Raw genomic sequence first — 19,489 nt, 5'->3', positions numbered from 1 at the left:
GCGCCGCCTCGAACACGGACATGTTCTCGGTCATGGGTGTCATCATGTTTCTCGGTCACGGGTTCCGAGGGCGGTTGGTCCAGCCGCCCGAGGCACGGGGCACCCATCCGCCGCTGCTGTGGGTGCCGCCGTCGACATGGATGGTGGTCCCGGTGACGAACCGGGCGAGATCGGAGGCCAGGAACAGCGCCGCCCCGGCAACATCCTCGGGCAGACCGGGCCCGCCGAGCGGTGACCAGGTCGGCCATAGTGCACGGTCCTGCTCGGGCACGAGCTCGGCGTACGGCACCTGCACCGTTTCGATGAGATCCGGCGCGATGGCATTGACCCGCACTCCCGACGGGCCAACCTCGGCGGCCAGCGACCGGGTGAACTGCATCAACGCAGCCTTGTACGCCGAATACACGGTGTGCCCCGGGATCGCTCGATGCGCCTCGACGGTGGTCAGGTTGATGATCGACCCATGCTGCCGCTCGGTTATCCCCGGCAGCAGGGCATGGGTGAGCGACAGAACATGGCCGATATTGATGTCGTGTAATGCGTCCCAGAGGTCGGGTCGGGTTTCGGTGAACGGGCGTGGTGCACGCAGATAGTGCCCGACATTGTTGACCAGGATGTCGGGACGATGGTCGACCAGTTCGGTGGCCACCGGACGAGTGGTCACATCCCATTCGAGGACAGCGATCGTTCCACCAGCGGACCGGTCGAAGTCCAGGAACTGCCCGGGCTCGATGTCGGCGACCAGAACAGCTGCACCATGGCTGGCGAACGAGCGGGCGATCGCCGCGCCGATGCCCGCGGCGCCTCCGGTGACGACGGCGCGTCGGCCGATCAACAGGGCGCCGGGCGTGATGGCCGGTCGGTGAGTCATGTGCTCTATCACACCCGGTCGCTTACCTCGACGAGAGCCACGTTCCCGGTAAGTGGGAACGGAGCGGGGCATATTTTCCGCTCAGCGGTCGTCCTGATTGATTGTGTCTCGGTGGAATTGCGACCGTCACCAGCACTGTGCGATGACAATCGCCGCATTGCCACACTGGTTTCCCTGCCGCAGGCGAGGTGAACCGCCCAGGCGATCGCTGACCGTGAAGGAGCGCCTCGTTGAGTACTTCCCCACTCCAAGATACGGATCCGACCGTAATCGACAAGGCCACCGCTCCCGATCGGCTGATCCGTCGAGCGGCATTCTCGAGTCTGCTGGGAACGACGATCGAGTACTACGATTTCATTCTCTACGGGACCATGGCCGCGATCGTGTTCGGGCAGCTGTTCTTCCCGGCATCGAATCCGGCACTGAGTACGATCGCTTCCTTCGGCACCCTCGCCGCCGGATACGTCGCTCGCCCGCTCGGCGGTGTGATCTTCGGTCACTTCGGTGATCGGCTCGGCCGCAAATCGATGCTGATGATCACCATGATGATGATGGGCACCTCGAGCGCGGTGATCGGGCTCCTGCCGACCTATCACACGATCGGCGTGCTGGCCCCGATCCTGCTGGTAGTGCTCCGCATCGTCCAGGGCATTGCCGTGGGCGGGGAGTGGGGTGGTGCAGCGCTCATCGTCGTCGAGCACGCGACTGCGGATCGGCGTGGACGCTGGGCGGGCATCATGCAGCTCGGGACCCCGTTCGGGTTTCTGCTGTCCACCGCAGCTGTCGCCGTCGTGACCCAGCTGCCGGAGCCCACGTTCACGTCCTGGGGATGGCGCGTGCCCTTTCTGTTGAGCGCGGCTTTGCTCGTACTCGGTATGTATGTGCGCCTGCGGGTGGTGGAGAGCCCCGTTTTCGTAGCCGCCGAGTCGCATCGACAGCACTCGCCGACCACAACGCCTGTCCTCCAGGTGTTTCGTCGCCCGCGGCAGGTTGTGCTCGCCGTTGCCGCCGGGATCGCACCTTTCGCGCTGACCGCACTGATCAGTTCGCACATCATCGCCTACGCCACCGGAATCGGCTACGACGTCTCCGATGTGATGCGTTCTCTGCTGGCCGTGGTGCTGGTCTCGATCGTTGCTATTCCGCTGTGTGCGGCTCTGTCCGATCGCTTCGGTAGGCGTCGAGTGATGATGGCCGGCGCCATCGGAGCAGTTCTGTACGCTTTTCCGCTCTACGCCATGATCAATACGCATTCACTATGGCTCATGACCGCCGCCCTCATGGCTGCCCAGCTCCTGCAAAACGCCATGTATGCCCCGTTGACCCCGCTCCTGTCGGAAATATTCCCTACCCGCGTGCGATACACCGGAGTCTCGGTGGCCTACCAGAGCGCGGCCCTCATCGGGGCCGGGTTCACGCCGCTGATCGCCAGCAGCTTGCTGGCCGCGTTCGGCGGGTCGAGTGTGCCGCTGAGCGTAATAGTGGCGGGGACGGCCGTCCTCACTCTCGCGGCTCTGGTCATCACGGCCGAGACCAACGGTCGTGATCTCCACCGGGAACCGGAATTTGCTGATCGAGCGTAGTGGTGGTCTTGTATCGCGGTGTGCTCCCCGGTTGGTCGGGAGATCCTGCAGTTGCGTCACTACCCGCGACCATGCCCGCTGATCGGGAGACAGGCACCTCCGCAGCCCCCCACCGGATTAGCGTGCCCACCTGAGCACTCGGGCTCGAGTGCTCATCGGAAGCAGATTGCAGGAGGGCCTCGACAGTGGACGACAAAGCTGTTCCGAACGACGACGCCGGACCATCGTTGCATCCAGAAGTGGCATCGATGCTCGCCACACTCAACGCGGGCTTTCCCGACGTATCGACCATGCCGCCCGCACAGGTACGCGAAGCGATCCGTAGCAGGCGTGGCCCACTCGCCGGTCGCCCGGACATGCGGGAGGTGCGCAACTTCGGCATCTCCGGGCCCGGCGGCACACTGGATCTGCGGGTGTACCGGCCGTACCGGCACGACACACCGCTACCCGTTGTCGTGTTCGCGCACGGCGGCGGATTCGTGTTCTGCGACCTGGACAGCCACGACGAATTCTGCCGCTCGATGGCCGAGGGAGTCGGTGCTGTTGTGGTGTCCGTGAACTACCGCCTCGCGCCCGAGCATTCGGGACCAGCCGCGCACAACGACATGTATGCCGCACTCGAATGGGCCGCCGAGCATGCCTCGAGTTTCGGGGGCGACCCCACGCGGATCGTGGTAGCCGGAGACAGCGCAGGCGGCAATCTCGCGGCGACCGTCGCGATCGCGGCCCGGGACCGCGGCGGTCCGTCGATCGCGGCTCAAGTTCTGCTGTACCCGGTCATCGACGACGACTTCGAGACCGAGTCCTACCGCCGCTACGGCAGTGGCTACTACAACACGACCAAGGCGATGAGGTGGTATTGGCAGCAGTACGCACCGAACGGAACCGACGACCCCCGGCTGATCCCGACTCGGGCGAAAACCCTCGCTGGTCTGCCGCCGACGGTGCTGATCACCGCGGAACTCGACCCGCCGTGCTCGGCGGGTGACGCGTACGCGCATCAATTGCAGGCAGCGGGTGTGCGGGTGCAACACCGCCGCTACGACGGCTTGTTCCACGGCTTCCTGACCTTCCCGAACCTGACCTTCACCGGCACGGCACGCAAGGAAATCTGGGAGATGACGCGCACCGCGCTGACCACGACATAAACCCGTCCAGGACCGGACACTGCGGCGATCCCGGATCACCGTGTTCCCGCTGGCCGGGATCCCGCATTCCGGCGAACAACCGCAGTTTCTAGCGTCTCAGCAGAACGAGGCGAAGGAGTACACCGATGACCAGCCGTCCCACACCGGCCCCCGCGCATGCGCACGACATCACCGTCGATTTACTCGTGGTCGGATCCGGCACCGGCATGGCCGCCGCCTTGACCGCGAACGAGCTGGGGTTGTCGACCCTGATCGTCGAGAAGACCGAGTACGTCGGCGGGTCGACAGCACGCTCCGGCGGTGCCTTCTGGCTGCCCGCCAACCCGATCTTGCAGAAGGCCGGCGCTGGGGACTCCCCGGAGCGGGCGGAAACCTACCTGCGGGCTGTGGTCGGTGACTCGGCCCCTGCCGAACGCGGCAAAGCCTTCGCCGACAACTGTGTCGCCACGGTCGAAATGCTGCAACGCTCGACGCCGATGAAGTTCTTCTGGGCTGAAGGTTATTCGGACTATCACCCCGAACTACCCGGTGGATCAGCAGTCGGGCGCACCTGCGAATGCCGGCCGTTCAACGCATCGGTGCTGGGTCAAGAGCGGGCCCGTCTGCGTCCCGGCTTGATGGAGGCTCCGGTGCCCATGCCCACCACCGGGGCCGACTACAAGTGGATGAACCTCATGGCCAAAGTGCCCACCAAGGGCATTCCGCGCATCATCAAGCGACTTGCCCAGGGTCTCGGTGGGCTCGCGTTGCGCCGTGAATACCTCGCCGGCGGTCAAGCACTGGCGGCGGGCCTGTTCGCCGGCGTGCTGCGTGCCCGGATCCCGGTGTGGACCGAGACCCAGCTGGTGCGCCTCATCATGGACGGCGATCGCGTCACCGGGGCCGTCGTCGCGCAGGGCGGCCGGGAAGTCACCGTCACCGCCCGTCGCGGTGTGGTACTCGCGGCAGGCGGATTCGACCACGATATGACGATGCGGCACAAGTACCAGTCCGAGCGGCTCAATGCCCACGAGAGCCTTGGGGCAGAAGGCAATACCGGCGACGCGATCCGGCTCGCGCAGGACGCGGGCGCTACGACCGGCCTGATGGATCAGGCATGGTGGTTCCCTGCGGTCGCGGCTCTGCCGGGCGGTACGCCGACCGTTATGCTCGCCGAGCGTTCGTTGCCCGGATCCTTCATGGTGGATCACACCGGGCGCCGGTTCATCAACGAATCCACTGATTACATGTCGTTCGGCCAGCGAATCCTCGAACGCGAAGACGCCGGGGAACCGGTGGAATCCATGTGGATCGTGTTCGACCAGAAGTACCGCAACAGCTACATCTTCGCGGCAGGACTGTTCCCGCGCCAACCGCTGCCGCAGTCGTGGTACGAAGCCGGTATCGCCCATCAGGCCGCCGACCCGGCCGAACTGGCCCGCAAGATCGGTCTACCGGAGCAGACGTTCGCGGAGACGTTCCGAACCTTCAACGCGGACGCAACCACCGGCAACGACAGCGAATTCCAGCGCGGTAACAGTGCTTACGATCGCTACTACGGCGATCCCACCGTCCAACCGAATCCTAACCTGCGCCCGCTGACGACCGGGCCGTTCTATGCGGTGAAGGTGACGCTGAGCGATCTCGGCACCTGCGGCGGTGTGCAGGCCGACACGCGTGCCCGCGCGCTGCGCGAGGACGGCAGCGTCATCGAGGGCCTTTACGCCATCGGCAACACCGCAGCCAACGCGTTCGGCCGCACCTACCCGGGTGCCGGCGCGACGATCGGCCAGGGCCTCGTATTCGGTTACATCGCAGCGCAAGATGCGGCTGAGCGGTCACAGTAGGCAACTGACTGTGCGACGCCTTCACGCGGACGAAGGCGTCGCCTTGCGCTCCCCGCCATGGCGTTCGAGCCAGAATCGATAGACATCGACGGCGGCGTCGTGGGGTTCATAGCGCATCGGCAGGCGCCGCTTGTCCCAGCTTTTGCCGAATTCGTTGTAGAACGTGTCGACCTCGAAGTACTTGCGATCGTCGATGTAATACGACTGGTAATCGTCACGCGAGGCCAAGAAGACGACTTCGTCCGGTGACGAGTAATACAGCGAGCCCAGACACATAGGGCACGGGTCGGCCAGCAGGTAAACGGTGGCACCGATCAGCTGCTCGTTGCCCAGTTTCGTACACGCTTGGCGGATGGCGAGGATCTCCGCGTGGGCGGTCGGGTCGTGGGTCTGGGCGACCCGGTTGGCGGACTCGGCCAGGATGTCGCCGTTCGCGACGATGACCGCCGCGAAGGGGCGACCGCCTTCGGCGACGTTTTGGCGGGCCAAGTCGATAGTCCGTTGAGCGAAGTCCATGACGCACCTCCGATGCGGAAAGGTGAGGCAGCAGGAACACGACTGCTGTCGAGCGCAGCCCGGCAGCAACGTTTCATCGAGGCGGCGAGGTAGCTCTTCGGGACAGCGGGGATAGGCTGCGACTTACCCGGTCATCGCGCAGGTAAACATCGGACCGAGTCGCGGCGCCGGTTCCCGTATCCGGCAGCGCCCGTCCTCGGTCCAGCCTGCGACTTCCCGGTTCCTGCCACCACCTGCGGTCGTGTTCCTGCCGGTGGGCTGGTCCGAGTTCGTCACCACGCTGCCGGTCGTTGCTGCCGCAACCATTCCGGTGGCCGGTATCAGCACTGGGCAGCAGCCGTAGCCTGCTCGGCAGCCGATGCCACAGCGGCCCTCGGCGGCGAACCGCATCGCGCGCCGGTATAGACCGGATGACCGTGCCCGCCGCAAGCCCGGTAGCCCTGGACCAGGGCGACAAGGCCATCAAGACCGGTGCGCTGCTTCCCGCCCAGCCACCCGGCCGAACGCAAAAGCGTCCGCAATGTGGAATCCGCCGTCCTTCGCCCAGCTGTAGGTCGAACTCACCTCACCTGCCGCATACAACCCCTCGATAACGGCTCCGGACACGTCGAGCACCCGGGCCCGGCCGTCCCGGCGCGGGCCGCCGTTGCTCCAACCCAGCAGCGGCGCCACCTCGAGCACGTAGAACGGTGGCTCGGATACGGGCGCCAGCGTGTGCGGTGCGCGGCCGAACTGATCGTCACGACCGTCCGCACATGCCTGGTTGTAGTAGGTGACGGTGCGCTCGAGTGTGGCCGGGTCCGCGCCGATGAGCTCGGCGAGCCCGGCGATGCTGTCGGCCCGGCGGATCCACCCCTGCGCGATTTCGGCGGTGTTGTCGGTGCTCCACCGGAAATCCTCCATCAGCAACTTCCAGCCGACCGGCAGCACCTCCTTGGTCGGGCTGAGCGGTCCGGCGGCACGCATCCGCTCATCGAAGATCAGATGGAACGACTTCAGCGGAAAATGCTCGTAACCGCCGTTGCGGCGAATGTGACCGTGCCGGTTCTCCGCGGTCTCGTCCACGAACCGCAGGCCTTCCGAATTCACGAACAGGTAGTGGTGGGCAGCCCACAGTGCCAGGTACACACCGGGCCCGGAACCCACCCGGACCCCGGTGATCGTCATCATGTTGTCCATATGCCACAGGTCGGCCCCGACACGCTGGGCCATCCGGTGACCGTCGCCGGTCGCGTGCGGCGAGCCCCAGATCGGCGGGTCGCTCAACCGCAGATAGTCCCGGACCATCCGCGGATTCGCGGCGAAGCCACCGGTCGCCAAAACCACCCCACCGCGCGCCCGGATACGCCGGCCACCGTCGACCTCCACCCCCACCACCTCCTGCGCGTCGGTGGCCAACTCGCGCACCGGTGTAGAGAAACGCACCTCGACGCCGCGCTCGGCCAACGCCCCGATCAGGAAGTCGTAGAGCAAGAAGTTACCCATCTGCCCGCCCACAGTGTCCATGCCGGCGTAGCAGTCGCTGCCGTCGAGCTCCGAATACTCCGGCTCGGTGTGGTACTGCGCACTGGCGCCGACCTCCGCGCCGAGACCGCGCAGCCACACCGAATTCCGCGCCGTCTCGACCGCCCAGGTATCGACGACGTCATCGGCGACGTGGTACTGCCCGCACAGTGCTCGCAGGAAGACCTTGGCGCGTTCCGGGTCGCGGTTGATGAACCATCCGGAGCCCGAGACCCGCGTGTTCCCACCTGCGGTGGACTCGTCCCCCTTTTCCACAACCAGCACTCGCGCACCCACTTCATGGGCGCTCAGCGCCGCCGCAGCACCGGCCGCACCGACCCCGACGACCACCACATCGAATTCCTCGTCGAATCCTTTGTCGCCCAAGTCGATTCCCTTCTCGAAGACCTCACCGAAACGGTGTGGGACACGTCATGGTGACTGAGATGCTCCGCGCGACCCAAGCACGCTTCCCGTTCAGCGGAACCAACGGGCAGCCTGCACGGCCGGTGCCGGACCGAGCAATCCGGCCCAGCGTTCTGGCCCGGCTCGACGATCTCAGGCTGCCCTGCCGATCACCCGGCGACATGCCACCTGCCCCAGAACGCCTCTACGTTTTTCCCGGCTACTGGGAAAAGCTCTGCGGGTCTTCCGGCCGGTTCGGTTCAGTAATGGGAGGCGCGCCACACGTTCTGGTGTGGTGGTTTCTCTGGCAGTAGAGGGAGTCGATGATGGGTCTGGATTCGGATCGGATCGTGGTGGTTACCGGTGCCAGTCGCGGTGCGGGCAAGGGAATCGCCTTGGCGCTGGGGGAGTCCGGGGCCACGGTGTATGTCACCGGCCGGACACAGACCGAAGGCGACGCGCCGCTGCCGGGCACGGTATTCGCCACGGCCGAGGAGATCACCCGACGCGGTGGCCATGGCGTGCCCGTGGTGCTCGACCACAGTGACGACGCGCAGGTCGAGGCATTCTTCGCCGACCTGCGCGAGGAGCACGGCCGCCTCGATATCCTGGTCAACAACGCCCTCACGGTGCCCGATGGCCTGACCGAGAAGGGGCCGTTCTGGGAGAAGCCGCTGTCGCTGCTCGATCTGCTGGACGTCGGTATGCGCTCGAGCTACGTCAGCAGCTATTACGCGGCGCCGCTGCTGGTGGCCAACGGTGCGGGGTTGGTCGTGAACACCTCGTCGTTCGGCGGCACCTGCTATATGCACGGGCCCGCCTACGGCGCAGGCAAGGCGGCGGTGGACAAGATGGCGCACGATATGGCCGTCGACTTCCGTCCGTGGAACGTGGCGGTCGTCTCGATCTGGATGGGTCTGCTCAAGACCGAACGCACGCTCGCCGGATTCGCCGCGAACCCGGGCGCTTACGAGGGTTTGGCCGCGACCGCCGAGTCGCCGGAGTTCACCGGCCGCGTCATCGACGCCCTTGCGCGCGACCCGGAGTTGATGACGCGTACCGGTCAGGTGCTCATCGGGGCCGAGATCGCGCAGGAACTCGGCGTCGCTGATATGCAGGGACAGCGCCCACCGTCGCACCGGCCGTTCCTCGGCGACCCTCCGGTGTTCTCCGATGCGGTCATCGACTGATCTCGGCAGCACAAACACTTGCTCGGCACATCACATCCCCGCAGAGAAGGAGCACCCCGATGGATCAGGCACAGCGCATCGACGCCCTCGAACACATCGAAGCGATCAAGCAACTCAAGCACCGGTACTGGCGAGCCTGTGACGGCAAGGACCCGAAAGCGTTTCGCGACTGCTTCATCCGGTCCGGCGCCCACCTCGACTACGGCCGGATGGGAGCCTTCGACGATGCCGACCCCATGGTCGAGATCTTCACCCGTTTCGCGCTGCACAAGGTCGACGGCAAGCACGTCATCCTCGACATGCATCACGGTATGCACCCCGACATCACCCTGACCGGTGCGCACACCGCGACAGGCCGATGGACGCTGCGGTTTCGTCAGGTCAACCTGATCGACAACACCGAACTCGTCTCCACCGGCGAGTACGACGACGACTACGTGATCGAAGACGGAGTCTGGAAGATGTCGCGCAGCCGCTTCACCGAACTCTGGTCGATCACCCGCCCGCTTCCAGCCGACTCCGTCATCGCCGAGGGCACTTTCACAGCAACCACCTGAAACGAAGCACCTTGAGGTTCGGGAACCACGACACCAGTCCACTGCTAGGCTCGATCAGCAAGTTCTGGTTCCCGATGGAGATCACGACCGTTGGTCTCGGCCTTGATGACCAGAGCCGCGAGGGTGGGGACGGCTGTCCCCGCCACTATTACGCTCAGCGGCACACTCGACCCGCCGAACGCGGCCAGCAAGCTGCTGGCGATCAGTGGCGTGGACCCGGCCCGACCCCGATGCGCTCGCCGGCGTGACCAGGGTGGTCAACACCGCCACATGCCCGCCACGCCTCTGGCCTCGTGCCGAAAGCCCCTGTGCGAGGTGTTCGGCGGCGAACCCGGCGTCGATCACACTGCGTGTGCACCACTTGACCTCAACTCAAGTTGAGGTCTCACCATCGCTCGTATGACTATCTGGATCTGTGACGGGTGCGGGCTCGAGCACGACGACTCCGCGACTCCACCGGCTGAAGGCTGCGTTCTCGCCAGCGATGAGGTGTCGGACGAGGAGCGAGGTGATCTCGGACCGCATGGCAGCTGGACCACTCATGAGGAACTCGCCCGGCAGCCGCACACCACACATCACCGCGACCACGGCCGGGGAGTGCACAGCCTGCGGCGCGAACCCCGCTTGGCGATCGGCCACTGGTCGTTCGTGGTGCGCACCGACCACGGAAACCTGCTGTGGGATCCACCCGCCTATCTCGACCCCGTTGTCGTCGGGATGGTCCGAGCGCTCGGCGGTGTCTCGGCGATAGCTACGAGCCATCCGCACATGTTCGCGGCACAGGTCAGTTGGAGCCACGAGTTCGGCCGTGTTCCCGTGCTGGTCAATGGCAAGGACAAGGAGTGGGTCGCCCGACACGACCCGGTGATCCAGTACTGGACCGGAACCGAAACACCGCTGCCCGGAGTCACTCTGATCGAAGTCGGCGGTCATATGAAGGGCAGCTCGGTGGCGCTCACCGCTGACGGCACTCTGCTGTCCGGTGACACCATCGCCGGCACCCTCGTGCCCAACTGGGTGTCGTTTCAGCGGAACTTCCCGCGGCACGTGCCGATGTCCGCGGCGGTGGTGCGGCGCATCGTCTCGCATCTCGATGCCTACTCCTATGACCGCCTGTACACCCTGGGTGGCGACACCATCGATCACGACGCCAAAGAGATCGTCCGCCGCTCCGCCGAGCGACACATTCGTTGGGTCACCGGAGAGTTCGACCATCTGACCTGACGCCTCATCCCGGACCGGCGGATCCGTCATCTACGGGCGACTTGGTCGGGTAGTTCATAGGCTGCTGTCGGCTTTCGGCGTTGGCTGTTCTCGGTCACCTCGACAGCGGCGTAGCGCAACGACGCGTCGATGCGGCGCCCGCATTGCGATCGTTGGGCATGTCGATACGCAGGATTGCCCGGACCGAGGGAAAGATCTGTAGCCACGACTACTTCGCGCCCGGAGGCCGCGTGTCCAGAATTGCGCTTGTCGGTCCCCAGAACTGCCGGGATCTGACCGGTATCGCGGCACGAGACGGTGCCACGATTCGCCCGAACCGGGTGTTCCGCTCCGATGCCCTCAACACCGCCACCGACGCCGACCTGCAGAAACTGACCGAGCTCGGTGTCGGGACGGTGATCGATTTCCGCTCCGATACCGAGGCCGGCCGCCGCTGGGATCGGATACCGGAGGGTACGCGGTATGTGCGTTTGCCGATCAATGCAGGCAACCTGAGCGCGCTGCTGACCCGGCCGGACGGTCCGCCGCCGTTCGGTGAGGCGCTGGCCGAGGTGATGCGCTCGATCAATCGGCAGTTCGTGACCGAGGCCGCGTTCCGTGCGCAGTTCGCCGCAGCGTTGCATCACATCGCCGCCGCCGACCGCGGCGTGCTCTATCACTGCACCGCTGGTAAGGACCGCACCGGCTGGATGAGCGTGATCGTGCTGACGGTTCTCGGCGTCGAGGAGACCACGATCACGGACGATTACCTGTTGTCGAACAAGTACGCCTCTCCAGAGCTGGTCGCCGAGGTTCAACCGGCCGTCGACGCCGGCAGGATTCCCTCGATCCAGGCTGTGGCACCGGTTATCTATCAGCACCCGTCGTATCTGCAGGCGGGCCTTGACCAGGCCGAACACACCTACGGCGGTATGGACACCTACCTGCGCGAAGGCCTGGGTTTCTCCCCATCGGCGCTGGCGGACCTGCGTGCCCTGCTGACGGAAGCGTGAGCGATGACCACCGAGGAACTCGACCCCGCCCGAGTGCGCCGGGGTGCTCGGCTGTGGTCTGGTCGTGTCAGTCGTTCGGTGCGGTTCCGAGGGTGAGATCGAGGAGGTGTTCGACGAGTTCGACCGCGGTTTGCGCGGTGTAGTGTCCGGCAAGCATGCCTCTCGGGAATGCCGTGGGACCGGATGCTCACCGACGAGCAGATGATCGCCATGACCGCGCTACCGCTGGTGCTCTTCGGAGCCGAAACGGTCGTCAACGACCCCGAGCTCGGAGCTGCACGCGTCCGGAAACTTATTCCCTCGGCCGAGGTGGAGATCTACCAGGGCGTGGGCCACGACCTGCTCTGGACCAACCCGGACCAGGTGATTCCGCGGTTCCTGACCTTCGTCGACAGCCACGACCAAGTCCGCACATGAGCTGACGCACTGCCAACCGAGCCGTTTCGGCTATCACAGTCGGCGATACCGCCCGCCCTGTCGTGCGCGGCCGTCCCCGAACCGCATGCCCTATCCCCGGTGGTAGGTGAGAGTCGCCATGCTGCCGAGAACGGCGTTCGGCTAGCGGATGAGCCGAGTAGACCCGGGCGTGCTGGGTAGCCGTTATGCATCTGCGCAGGCGAGAACCCAGTGGTGACGGATACATCGTGGAGGAGGGCTCATGACGGAAAGCGCGAACCGGCCACCGCGGGTGCTGGTGGTCGTATCCGCCGCCGACCGGCTCCCGCTGCGCGAGGGCAGCAGCGAACCCACCGGCACCTACCTCGGTGAGTTGATCGAACCCACCGACGCCATGCTCACCGCCGGTTTCAGCTTGTCGTTCGCGACCCCGGGCGGCAAACTCCCCACGATCGACGGCACCTCATGCAGCCTGATGTATTTCGGCTTGTCGCGCACGAAACGTGACCAGGCGTTGGCCAGCTACACCCGGCTCCTCGAACTCGGCCTCGCAACACCGCTCGCACTCGAGGAGCTCGCTCACGACACCGAAATGCTCTCCGGGTTCGATGCCGTGTTCGTCCCGGGAGGACACGCACCGCTGGTCGATCTGCTGTACCGAGACGCGTTCACCGGCGATGCCCACAACGACGATTTCGGCGAGCTGCTGCGATATTTTCACGATCAGGAACGCCCCACCGGGCTGATCTGCCACGCCCCTGCCGCGCTCGCCGCAGCGCCGAAGATCGATGGACGCTGGATCTACAGCGATTACCGGATGACGTGCTTCAAAACCGTCGTGGACACCATGCTTTCCACTGTTCCGTTGGCACGTCGTTTTCACGGCCACCTGCAGGTGGACCCGACCCGGCTGCTTCGATCCTGCGGCGCGCGCATCGAACAAACCACACTGCCCATGGGCAGCAAGGTTGTCGAGGACCGCGAACTGATGACCGGACAAGACCCCTACTCCGCCGCAGCGCTCGGTTCTGCGTTCGTCGCGAAAATCCGTAACTCCACGCGATAGCCGGACACAACTCGCCACGCCCGAATCGGTCAAGCCACCACCGGGCTCTTCGCCCGCCGCGGTGCCGAGCTGGTGCTGGACGCACGCAATCTCGAGGCGTGGGAAGTGGTGGCGAGCCGCTGTCGATTTCACCGGTGGGAAGTGTCTTTGTCGACCTGATCGGCGTAGACCTCGCTAGTCTTCGCGGACGATTTGGATTCGCTCCAGGAGTTCATGATGAGTGTCTCTATAGTTCCCGGTAAGCCGCCTATGCGGGGCTGGCCGCTCCTCGGTCACAGCATGCAATTGCAGCGCAGGCCGTTGGAATTCCTGGCCGAGTTGCATCGGCTTCCTGATCCGATCGTTCGTATCAAGCTGGGCCAGGACGACGCCTATGTGGTGACCACGCCGGAGCTGCTCGATCCGTTACTACGCGGAAAAATCGCGCACAGCGTGGAGAAGGGCGAGTTCTTCGATGCCATGCGGGTGGTGCTGGGCGATGGAATCGTCGTGTCGGCCGAACCGAAACACATGCGTCATCGCCGGTTGATGGCTCCAGGGTTCCATCGTGAGCGAGTCGCGGGCTATATCGACATCATGGCCGACAGCGCAACGCGGATGGTCGACGCGTGGCAGGGCGGGCAACAAATCGAACTGGATCGTGAACTCGGTGCGTTGGCCATGCGGATCGTGGCGCGGGCGCTGTTCTCCAGCGACATCGCCGACGAGCTGGTGAGCGAGTCGCTGCGGGCGTTCCCGGTTATCGTCGCCGAAATACCGAAACGGGCCATGATGCCCTGGTTGGCTCGGTTGCCGCTGCGCAACCGAGCCTTCGATGCCGCTGTGCAGCGGTTGTTCGACGTCGTCGATCGCATCATCGCCGAGTACCGGGCCCGGGGGGAGGATCATCGCGATATCGTCTCGATGCTCATCGGGGCCCGTTTCTCCGACGGCACCGGGCTCAGTGACCGGGAGATACGCGACGAAGTCATGACAATGTATGCGGCGGGTTACGAAACCGTCTCGAACACAATGGCTTTCGCATTCCACGAGCTCGGGCGGCGTCCTGACATCCGAGACCGGCTCGAGCGTGAAGCGGCGGACGTCCTCGGCGACGGACCGGTTTCCGCGGACAATATCCACCACCTCGTCTACACGGAGAAAGTTGTCACCGAGACGCTGCGCCGCTACTGTCCGCCCTGGCTCGGCATGCGTGAGACTACGGCCGACATCGAACTCGGCGGGGTCGCCATCCCCTCGGGCACAACGATCATCTACTCGCAGTACGCGATGCACAATGACCCGAAGTACTTTACCGACCCCGCGGTCTTCGACCCGGATCGGTGGACCCCCGAGTACCGCAAGGCGGTGACCCGTAGCGGGGCGTTCCAGCCGTTCGGCACTGGTAACCGCAACTGCATCGGCGAGCCTTTCGCCTGGCTGGAGGCGAAGACGATCCTGGCGACCGTGGCCGCGCGGGTCCGGCTGGAGCCGGTGGCAGGTATGGCCGTACGGGAGGTCGCAGCGGCCACTGTGCAACTCGACCGGCTTCCGATGATCGTGCGCCCCCATGTGCGGTCTGGACAAGCCCCTATGTAAGCGAACGGACCGAGCGGGTCGACGCGGTGTTGCGCGGCGGTGGTGTACAGCGCGACTCGGCACGCCCGAATCAGGCATAAGTTCTTCGTCGCGGGCAAGTCGCACTGTGTACTCCGAGTCCGTATCGGACGCCCTGCTGCTGATGGGAGAGCCATGCCTGATCGTGACCACGAGAAGCCGTTGCGCGTCGTCATCACCGGCGCTTCCAGCGGCATCGGCCAAGCCACCGCCGAACTCTTCGCTCGCCGCGGCGTCGAGCTGGTGCTGGGCGCGCGCAACCTCGAGGCGCTGGAAGAGGTGGCGAGTCGTTGCCGTTCGGCAGGGGGCGTGGCGATCGCTGTGAGGACAGACGTGACCGATATCGAGGCTGTGCGCGCGCTCGCCGACCGCGCGGTGACCGGTTTCGGTGGCATCGACGTGTGGGTGAGCAATGTCGGTGTGGGCGCGATCGGCCGGTTCCAGGACACCCCTATGGAGTCTCACGAGCAGGTGATCCGCAGCAACCTGATCGGGCATATGAACGATGCCCACGCGGTGCTTCCGGTCTTCCTACGCCAAGGGCACGGCACCTTCGTCAACATCATTTCCCTCGGCGGATTCGCCGCCGCCCCCTATGCCGCCGCCTACAGCGCAGGCAAGTACGGGCTGCGCGGCTTCGCGGAATCGTTGCGCGCCGAACTCGCCCGCCATCCCGACATCCACATCTGCGATATCTACCCCGGATTCGTGGACACCCCGGGCCTACGCCACGGAGCGAACTACGTCGGGCGCAAGATCACCTCACCACCGCCGGTGCTCGACCCATGGCGCGTTGCCGCCGCGATTGTGCGCCGCGCCGACCACCCCAAGCCCACCACGATGGTCGGCACGAGCGCCGTCATGGCGCGACTGATGCACGCGGTGAGCCCGACTCTCACCAGGCGCACCATGGAACGCTTCCTCAGCGCCTACTTCGACCGGGCCGAGCGCGTTCCCACCAGCGACGGCAACCTTTTCCAGCCCTCACCCGATGCCGCGGTTGTCGAGGGGAACCTGCGCTCCCCATGGAAACGCGCCGCGGCGGGCGCGATGACCGGTGCTGCCGCAACTACCACCGGCTACCTGCTGCTGAAACGACGGAAGACTCGACCCGAGAGCGGGTGAATCCGCTCCGAATACTCTGCCGCGCGACGCCGCGCAAGGCACCGGTTACCTGGAGCATGCAGCCGGTGTGCTGTACATCCAGGACCGGTTGACAGTCACAGCCGAGTACTCATTCTCCGAGGATGTCATCAACGTGGCCTGCGTGGGGCCGGTGGCCGATACAGTCAGAGAGCACGTCCGCCGGCGACCTGCAGAACCTGTCCGGGCTCACTTCAGCCGCCGGGCTATCGTGCCGCCGTCACCTCACAGGCACCACCGAAAGTGGGTCGGAGCCGGTTTCTGGACAGACGCTCGGTATACGCATCGACACCGTGAAATACGCGGGTGGCGACCGGATCGGCTACCGCGTCGCTCGGTCCGCCGAATCTGACGGAAAGCATAGATATACAAGCAGATAGAGCATGATGCGGGATCTTCCGCGACCCGTACCTTCGTGCCGCGAACGGTGTAACGTCGGACAGGACTCAGGCGCCGGCGTTTGAAACCTGTCCAACACATGCCATTCAGAGCAGCGGGTACAGATCCCGTGCCTCTGTTCGAGTATCGGAGCGAGGGGCCGATCATCGTGTCACGGATATTCATCAGTCATTCCAGTCGTGACAACACTTGGGCGGTCGCGGTGCGACAGTGGCTGATCGAGCAGCAGCCCGACCTGGCGCAAGACATCTTTCTCGATATCGATCCCGAGATCGGCATCCATTCCGGTCAACGTTGGAAGGTCGCCTTGCGCGCGGCAGTGGAACGCTGCGAGGCGGTGGTATGTCTGGTGTCGCGGCATTGGCTGGCCTCACACGAATGCGAAGCCGAGTACCGAGCCGCCGAGTACCTCGGCAAACGAATCTACTGTGCCCGGATCGAGCCGTTGGACGGCGTCCACGACATCACCCGCGAATGGCAGCGGTGCGATCTATACGGCGACGACCCGGTCACCGAGGTCCATATCGACTCAGATCGCGAACCAGTGACGTTGCGCACCGCCGGGCTACAGCAGCTGTTGACCGGGTTGCGTGCGGCCGGTATCGGCGCCGACCACTTTCCCTGGCCACCGCTCAACGACCCCGACCGCGCCCCCTATCGCGGCTGGAATCCGTTCGAACCTGTTGACGCCGCAGTATTTTTCGGACGCGACGAACAGGTCTTGCACGCCATCGACGAGCTGCGGACGATGCGCACCGGCGGCACCAAGTCGCTGTTCGTCGTGATCGGCCCCTCCGGTGTCGGTAAGTCGTCGTTCCTGCGGGCCGGGATGATTCCGCGATTACTGCGCGACGACCGGCACTTCGTCGTACTGGATACCATGCGCCCGGAACGTGACGCGATCACCGGGGTACATGGTCTCGCGGCCACCCTGCACAGCACTCGCCGCCGTCTGGGGTTGTCCAGCACCGATCTCGGTGACATCAAAGCCGCACTTGCCGCACAGGACACCGCACTGTTACGGGAGTGGCTCGCCGAGATCCAGGACGCTGCCGGTCAGCGCCTGCTCGACGCCGAGGTGGCCGCTCCGACACTGGTGCTGCCGGTCGATCAGGCCGAGGAGTTGGTGGCAGCCGACACCAGCCCCGAAAGCACGACGCTGCTCGACCTGCTCTCCGATCTACTGAGCGCCCCTATCGGCGAGCGGTTGTCGTTGATCGTGGTCGTGACCATCCGCACCGACCGCTACGAAGACCTGAAGGCCACACCACAGCTGACCAGCATCGACACCCTGATATTCGACGACCTCAGACCGATGTCTCCCGACCGGTTTCGCGACGTTATCGTCGGCCCGGCCACCCGGGCCGCACGACACTTGGATATCGCACCAGATCTGGTCGACCGGTTGCGAACCGACTGCCGAGACGGTGCCGATGCGCTACCCCTGCTATCGCTGACCTTGGCGAATCTCTACGAAGACTACGGCCACAGCGGCAAAATCACTCTCGCCCACTACATGGCGACCGGTGGTCTCGACAAAGTCGTGGCCACCAAAATCAACCAGATACTGTCGCAGGACCCCGAAGCCCGCCACCGCGAACTCGAGCTGCTACGTCGAGCGTTCATCCCGGGGCTTGCCACCTTCGCCCCTGACGGCGAACATCCGATGCGGCGCATCAGCCGCTGGGACGATCTCCCCGACGCCGCCAAACCGCTTTTGGATCAGTTCGTCGACCTCCGTCTACTGGTCAAAGACCACCGCAGGACCGACGACGGACACGACGAGACCGTCGTCGAGGTCGCTTTGGAAAGCCTGCTGCGACAATGGGACGACCTCGCCGGATGGCTACGCGAGGAAGCCGACAATCTACGCACCGCCGACAACCTCGAACGCTCCACCACCGAATGGAACCGCAACAACCGCGATCCTGCCTGGCTCCTCACCGGCGCCCGCCTCCTCGATGCCGAAACCCTGGTCGAACGACCGGGGTTCCGCGACCGACTGGCCAGCGCCCGCCCCTATTTGGCAGCCTCCCGGCAACACGAGGACACCCGTCGCGACAACGAACTCCGCACCGCACAAGCTCACGCCGCAGCACTACGCAAACGCGCGCAAACCCTGATCGTGCTCACGACCGTCGCCGCAATGGTGGCGGTCACCGCAGGCTTCTTCTACTTTCGCGCAAGAGACGCCGAACGCCGTGCCACCGACCTCGCCGACGCGAGCCTTGCTGCACGCCTGGTCCAGGACGCCCAGTATCAACTCACCACCGGTCTCGACGAGCGCCGCGGTGTGCTGGAGATAATTGCCGCGCACGAGCTCTCACCCGAGACCACCACGACCGCAGTGCTCGCTGTGCAGTACCAGATGCGCAACGTAGCCAAGATCACCGATATCCCTTTCAATTCCCCAGACCCCCTGTCCATCAGCCCGGACGGACGCTGGATCGTCACCGGCGGCGGCGAGGGTGCGGTGCAGGTGTGGGATACCAACACTGGTGCTGAGCCACGCGTCCTTCACAGCACCGGCACCCATTCGATCAACGCCGCCGCGATCAGCCCGGACGGACACCGGATCGTCACCAGCGATTCCTCGGGCATGTTCATCGGCGACTCCAAGGGTGTGGTACGGGTGTGGGATACCACCACTGGTGCTGAACCGCGCGTCCTGCCCGGTACCGGCACCGTGCAGGTCGATGCCGTCGCGATCAGCGCGGACGGACGCTGGGTCGTCACCGGCGGCGACGAGGGAGTGCGTGTGTGGGAGACGGACTCCGCCAGTGCTGTACCGCACCCCCCGCTCGGTACCGGGCCGGTCGAGGCCGTCGCGATCAGCGCGGACGGACGCTGGGTCGTCACCAGCGGCGACAAGGGCGGAGTACAGGTGTGGGATAGGAGCTCCGCCGATCCTGCACCGCGCCCCCTGCTCGGTACCGGGCTGGTCGAGGCCGTCGCGATCAGCGCGGACGGACGCTGGGTCGTCACCGGCGGCGACGAGGGCGGAGTGCGGGTGTGGGACACCAACGCCGATGCTGACTCTGTCGCCGAACCACCCGCCCTGCCCGGCATCGGCC

The 19,489-nt window shown here is 65.2% G+C and carries 15 protein-coding genes; 12 read left to right on the top strand and 3 right to left on the bottom strand.

Features of this window, described 5'->3' with window-relative positions:
- Positions 1–55 precede the first annotated feature (55 nt).
- Positions 56–871, bottom strand: a complete 816-nt coding sequence (locus B0T44_RS22755; protein WP_077116682.1) for an SDR family NAD(P)-dependent oxidoreductase — start codon at positions 869–871, stop codon at positions 56–58.
- A 230-nt stretch (positions 872–1,101) separates the two neighbouring features.
- On the opposite strand from B0T44_RS22755, the gene B0T44_RS22750 reads away from it, so the two are divergent.
- From B0T44_RS22750 to B0T44_RS22740, 3 genes are all read left to right on the top strand, one after another.
- Positions 1,102–2,454 carry an MFS transporter gene (locus B0T44_RS22750; protein ID WP_077116681.1) on the top strand — a complete coding sequence of 451 codons (1,353 nt, stop codon included), beginning with the start codon at positions 1,102–1,104 and terminating at the stop codon, positions 2,452–2,454.
- A 248-nt stretch (positions 2,455–2,702) separates the two neighbouring features.
- On the top strand, positions 2,703–3,602 hold the full coding sequence (locus B0T44_RS22745) for an alpha/beta hydrolase (RefSeq protein ID WP_077116785.1): 900 nt from the start codon (positions 2,703–2,705) through the stop codon (positions 3,600–3,602).
- A gap of 125 nt (positions 3,603–3,727) precedes the next feature.
- A complete protein-coding gene (locus B0T44_RS22740; RefSeq protein ID WP_077116680.1) occupies positions 3,728–5,428 on the top strand; it encodes a 3-ketosteroid-delta-1-dehydrogenase in 1,701 nt (566 codons plus the stop codon).
- 21 nt (positions 5,429–5,449) lie between these two features.
- Here the strand turns inward: B0T44_RS22740 and B0T44_RS22735 are convergent, their stop codons facing one another.
- Both B0T44_RS22735 and B0T44_RS22730 read right to left on the bottom strand, forming a co-directional pair.
- On the bottom strand, positions 5,450–5,944 hold the full coding sequence (locus B0T44_RS22735; RefSeq protein WP_077116679.1) for a nucleoside deaminase: 495 nt from the start codon (positions 5,942–5,944) through the stop codon (positions 5,450–5,452).
- A 462-nt stretch (positions 5,945–6,406) separates the two neighbouring features.
- Positions 6,407–7,834, bottom strand: a complete 1,428-nt coding sequence (locus B0T44_RS22730; RefSeq protein ID WP_077116678.1) for an FAD-dependent oxidoreductase — start codon at positions 7,832–7,834, stop codon at positions 6,407–6,409.
- A 344-nt stretch (positions 7,835–8,178) separates the two neighbouring features.
- Between B0T44_RS22730 and B0T44_RS22725 the strand changes: the two genes are divergently transcribed.
- The 9 genes from B0T44_RS22725 to B0T44_RS22685 form a co-directional block, all read left to right on the top strand.
- Positions 8,179–9,042: an SDR family NAD(P)-dependent oxidoreductase gene (locus tag B0T44_RS22725; protein ID WP_077116677.1), complete on the top strand. Its 864-nt coding sequence runs from the start codon at positions 8,179–8,181 to the stop codon at positions 9,040–9,042.
- Positions 9,043–9,101: 59 nt separating this feature from the next.
- On the top strand, positions 9,102–9,599 hold the full coding sequence (locus tag B0T44_RS22720) for a nuclear transport factor 2 family protein (protein ID WP_077116676.1): 498 nt from the start codon (positions 9,102–9,104) through the stop codon (positions 9,597–9,599).
- Between the two features lie 399 nt (positions 9,600–9,998).
- Positions 9,999–10,823 (top strand): MBL fold metallo-hydrolase, encoded by an 825-nt coding sequence (locus B0T44_RS22715; protein WP_077116675.1) that lies wholly within the window; start codon positions 9,999–10,001, stop codon positions 10,821–10,823.
- Positions 10,824–11,053: 230 nt separating this feature from the next.
- Entirely contained in the window at positions 11,054–11,815 is a 762-nt protein-coding gene (locus B0T44_RS22710; protein ID WP_077116784.1) for a tyrosine-protein phosphatase, read from the top strand.
- A 168-nt stretch (positions 11,816–11,983) separates the two neighbouring features.
- Positions 11,984–12,232, top strand: a complete 249-nt coding sequence (locus B0T44_RS22705; protein ID WP_077116674.1) for an alpha/beta fold hydrolase — start codon at positions 11,984–11,986, stop codon at positions 12,230–12,232.
- 241 nt (positions 12,233–12,473) lie between these two features.
- Positions 12,474–13,277: a DJ-1/PfpI family protein gene (locus B0T44_RS22700; protein WP_077116673.1), complete on the top strand. Its 804-nt coding sequence runs from the start codon at positions 12,474–12,476 to the stop codon at positions 13,275–13,277.
- A gap of 216 nt (positions 13,278–13,493) precedes the next feature.
- Positions 13,494–14,855, top strand: coding sequence for a cytochrome P450 (locus B0T44_RS22695; RefSeq protein ID WP_175648003.1), 1,362 nt, complete (start codon positions 13,494–13,496; stop codon positions 14,853–14,855).
- A 153-nt stretch (positions 14,856–15,008) separates the two neighbouring features.
- Complete coding sequence (locus tag B0T44_RS22690; RefSeq protein ID WP_077116672.1) at positions 15,009–15,998, top strand: SDR family oxidoreductase; 990 nt, start codon at positions 15,009–15,011, stop codon at positions 15,996–15,998.
- 565 nt (positions 15,999–16,563) lie between these two features.
- Positions 16,564–19,489, top strand: a 2,926-nt coding sequence (locus B0T44_RS22685) for an nSTAND1 domain-containing NTPase (RefSeq protein WP_176219232.1), incomplete at its 3' end; no start/stop codon positions are given.

The sequence above is a fragment of the Nocardia donostiensis genome, from assembly GCF_002081715.1.
Lineage (GTDB): Bacteria > Actinomycetota > Actinomycetes > Mycobacteriales > Mycobacteriaceae > Nocardia > Nocardia donostiensis.
Note: the sequence above shows the minus strand (reverse complement) of the source record. Positions and strands in the feature narration are given on the sequence as shown.

What these genes read in the sequence shown, in the direction of transcription:
- B0T44_RS22755 (WP_077116682.1), bottom strand. Translation starts at nt 871, where the DNA reads ATGACTCACCGACCGGCCATCACGCCCGGCGCCCTGTTGATCGGCCGA.
- B0T44_RS22745 (WP_077116785.1), top strand. Translation starts at nt 2,703, where the DNA reads ATGCTCGCCACACTCAACGCGGGCTTTCCCGACGTATCGACCATGCCG.
- B0T44_RS22740 (WP_077116680.1), top strand. Translation starts at nt 3,728, where the DNA reads ATGACCAGCCGTCCCACACCGGCCCCCGCGCATGCGCACGACATCACC.
- B0T44_RS22735 (WP_077116679.1), bottom strand. Translation starts at nt 5,944, where the DNA reads ATGGACTTCGCTCAACGGACTATCGACTTGGCCCGCCAAAACGTCGCC.
- B0T44_RS22725 (WP_077116677.1), top strand. Translation starts at nt 8,179, where the DNA reads ATGGGTCTGGATTCGGATCGGATCGTGGTGGTTACCGGTGCCAGTCGC.
- B0T44_RS22720 (WP_077116676.1), top strand. Translation starts at nt 9,102, where the DNA reads ATGGATCAGGCACAGCGCATCGACGCCCTCGAACACATCGAAGCGATC.
- B0T44_RS22715 (WP_077116675.1), top strand. Translation starts at nt 9,999, where the DNA reads ATGACTATCTGGATCTGTGACGGGTGCGGGCTCGAGCACGACGACTCC.
- B0T44_RS22705 (WP_077116674.1), top strand. Translation starts at nt 11,984, where the DNA reads ATGCCGTGGGACCGGATGCTCACCGACGAGCAGATGATCGCCATGACC.
- B0T44_RS22700 (WP_077116673.1), top strand. Translation starts at nt 12,474, where the DNA reads ATGACGGAAAGCGCGAACCGGCCACCGCGGGTGCTGGTGGTCGTATCC.
- B0T44_RS22695 (WP_175648003.1), top strand. Translation starts at nt 13,494, where the DNA reads ATGAGTGTCTCTATAGTTCCCGGTAAGCCGCCTATGCGGGGCTGGCCG.
- B0T44_RS22690 (WP_077116672.1), top strand. Translation starts at nt 15,009, where the DNA reads ATGCCTGATCGTGACCACGAGAAGCCGTTGCGCGTCGTCATCACCGGC.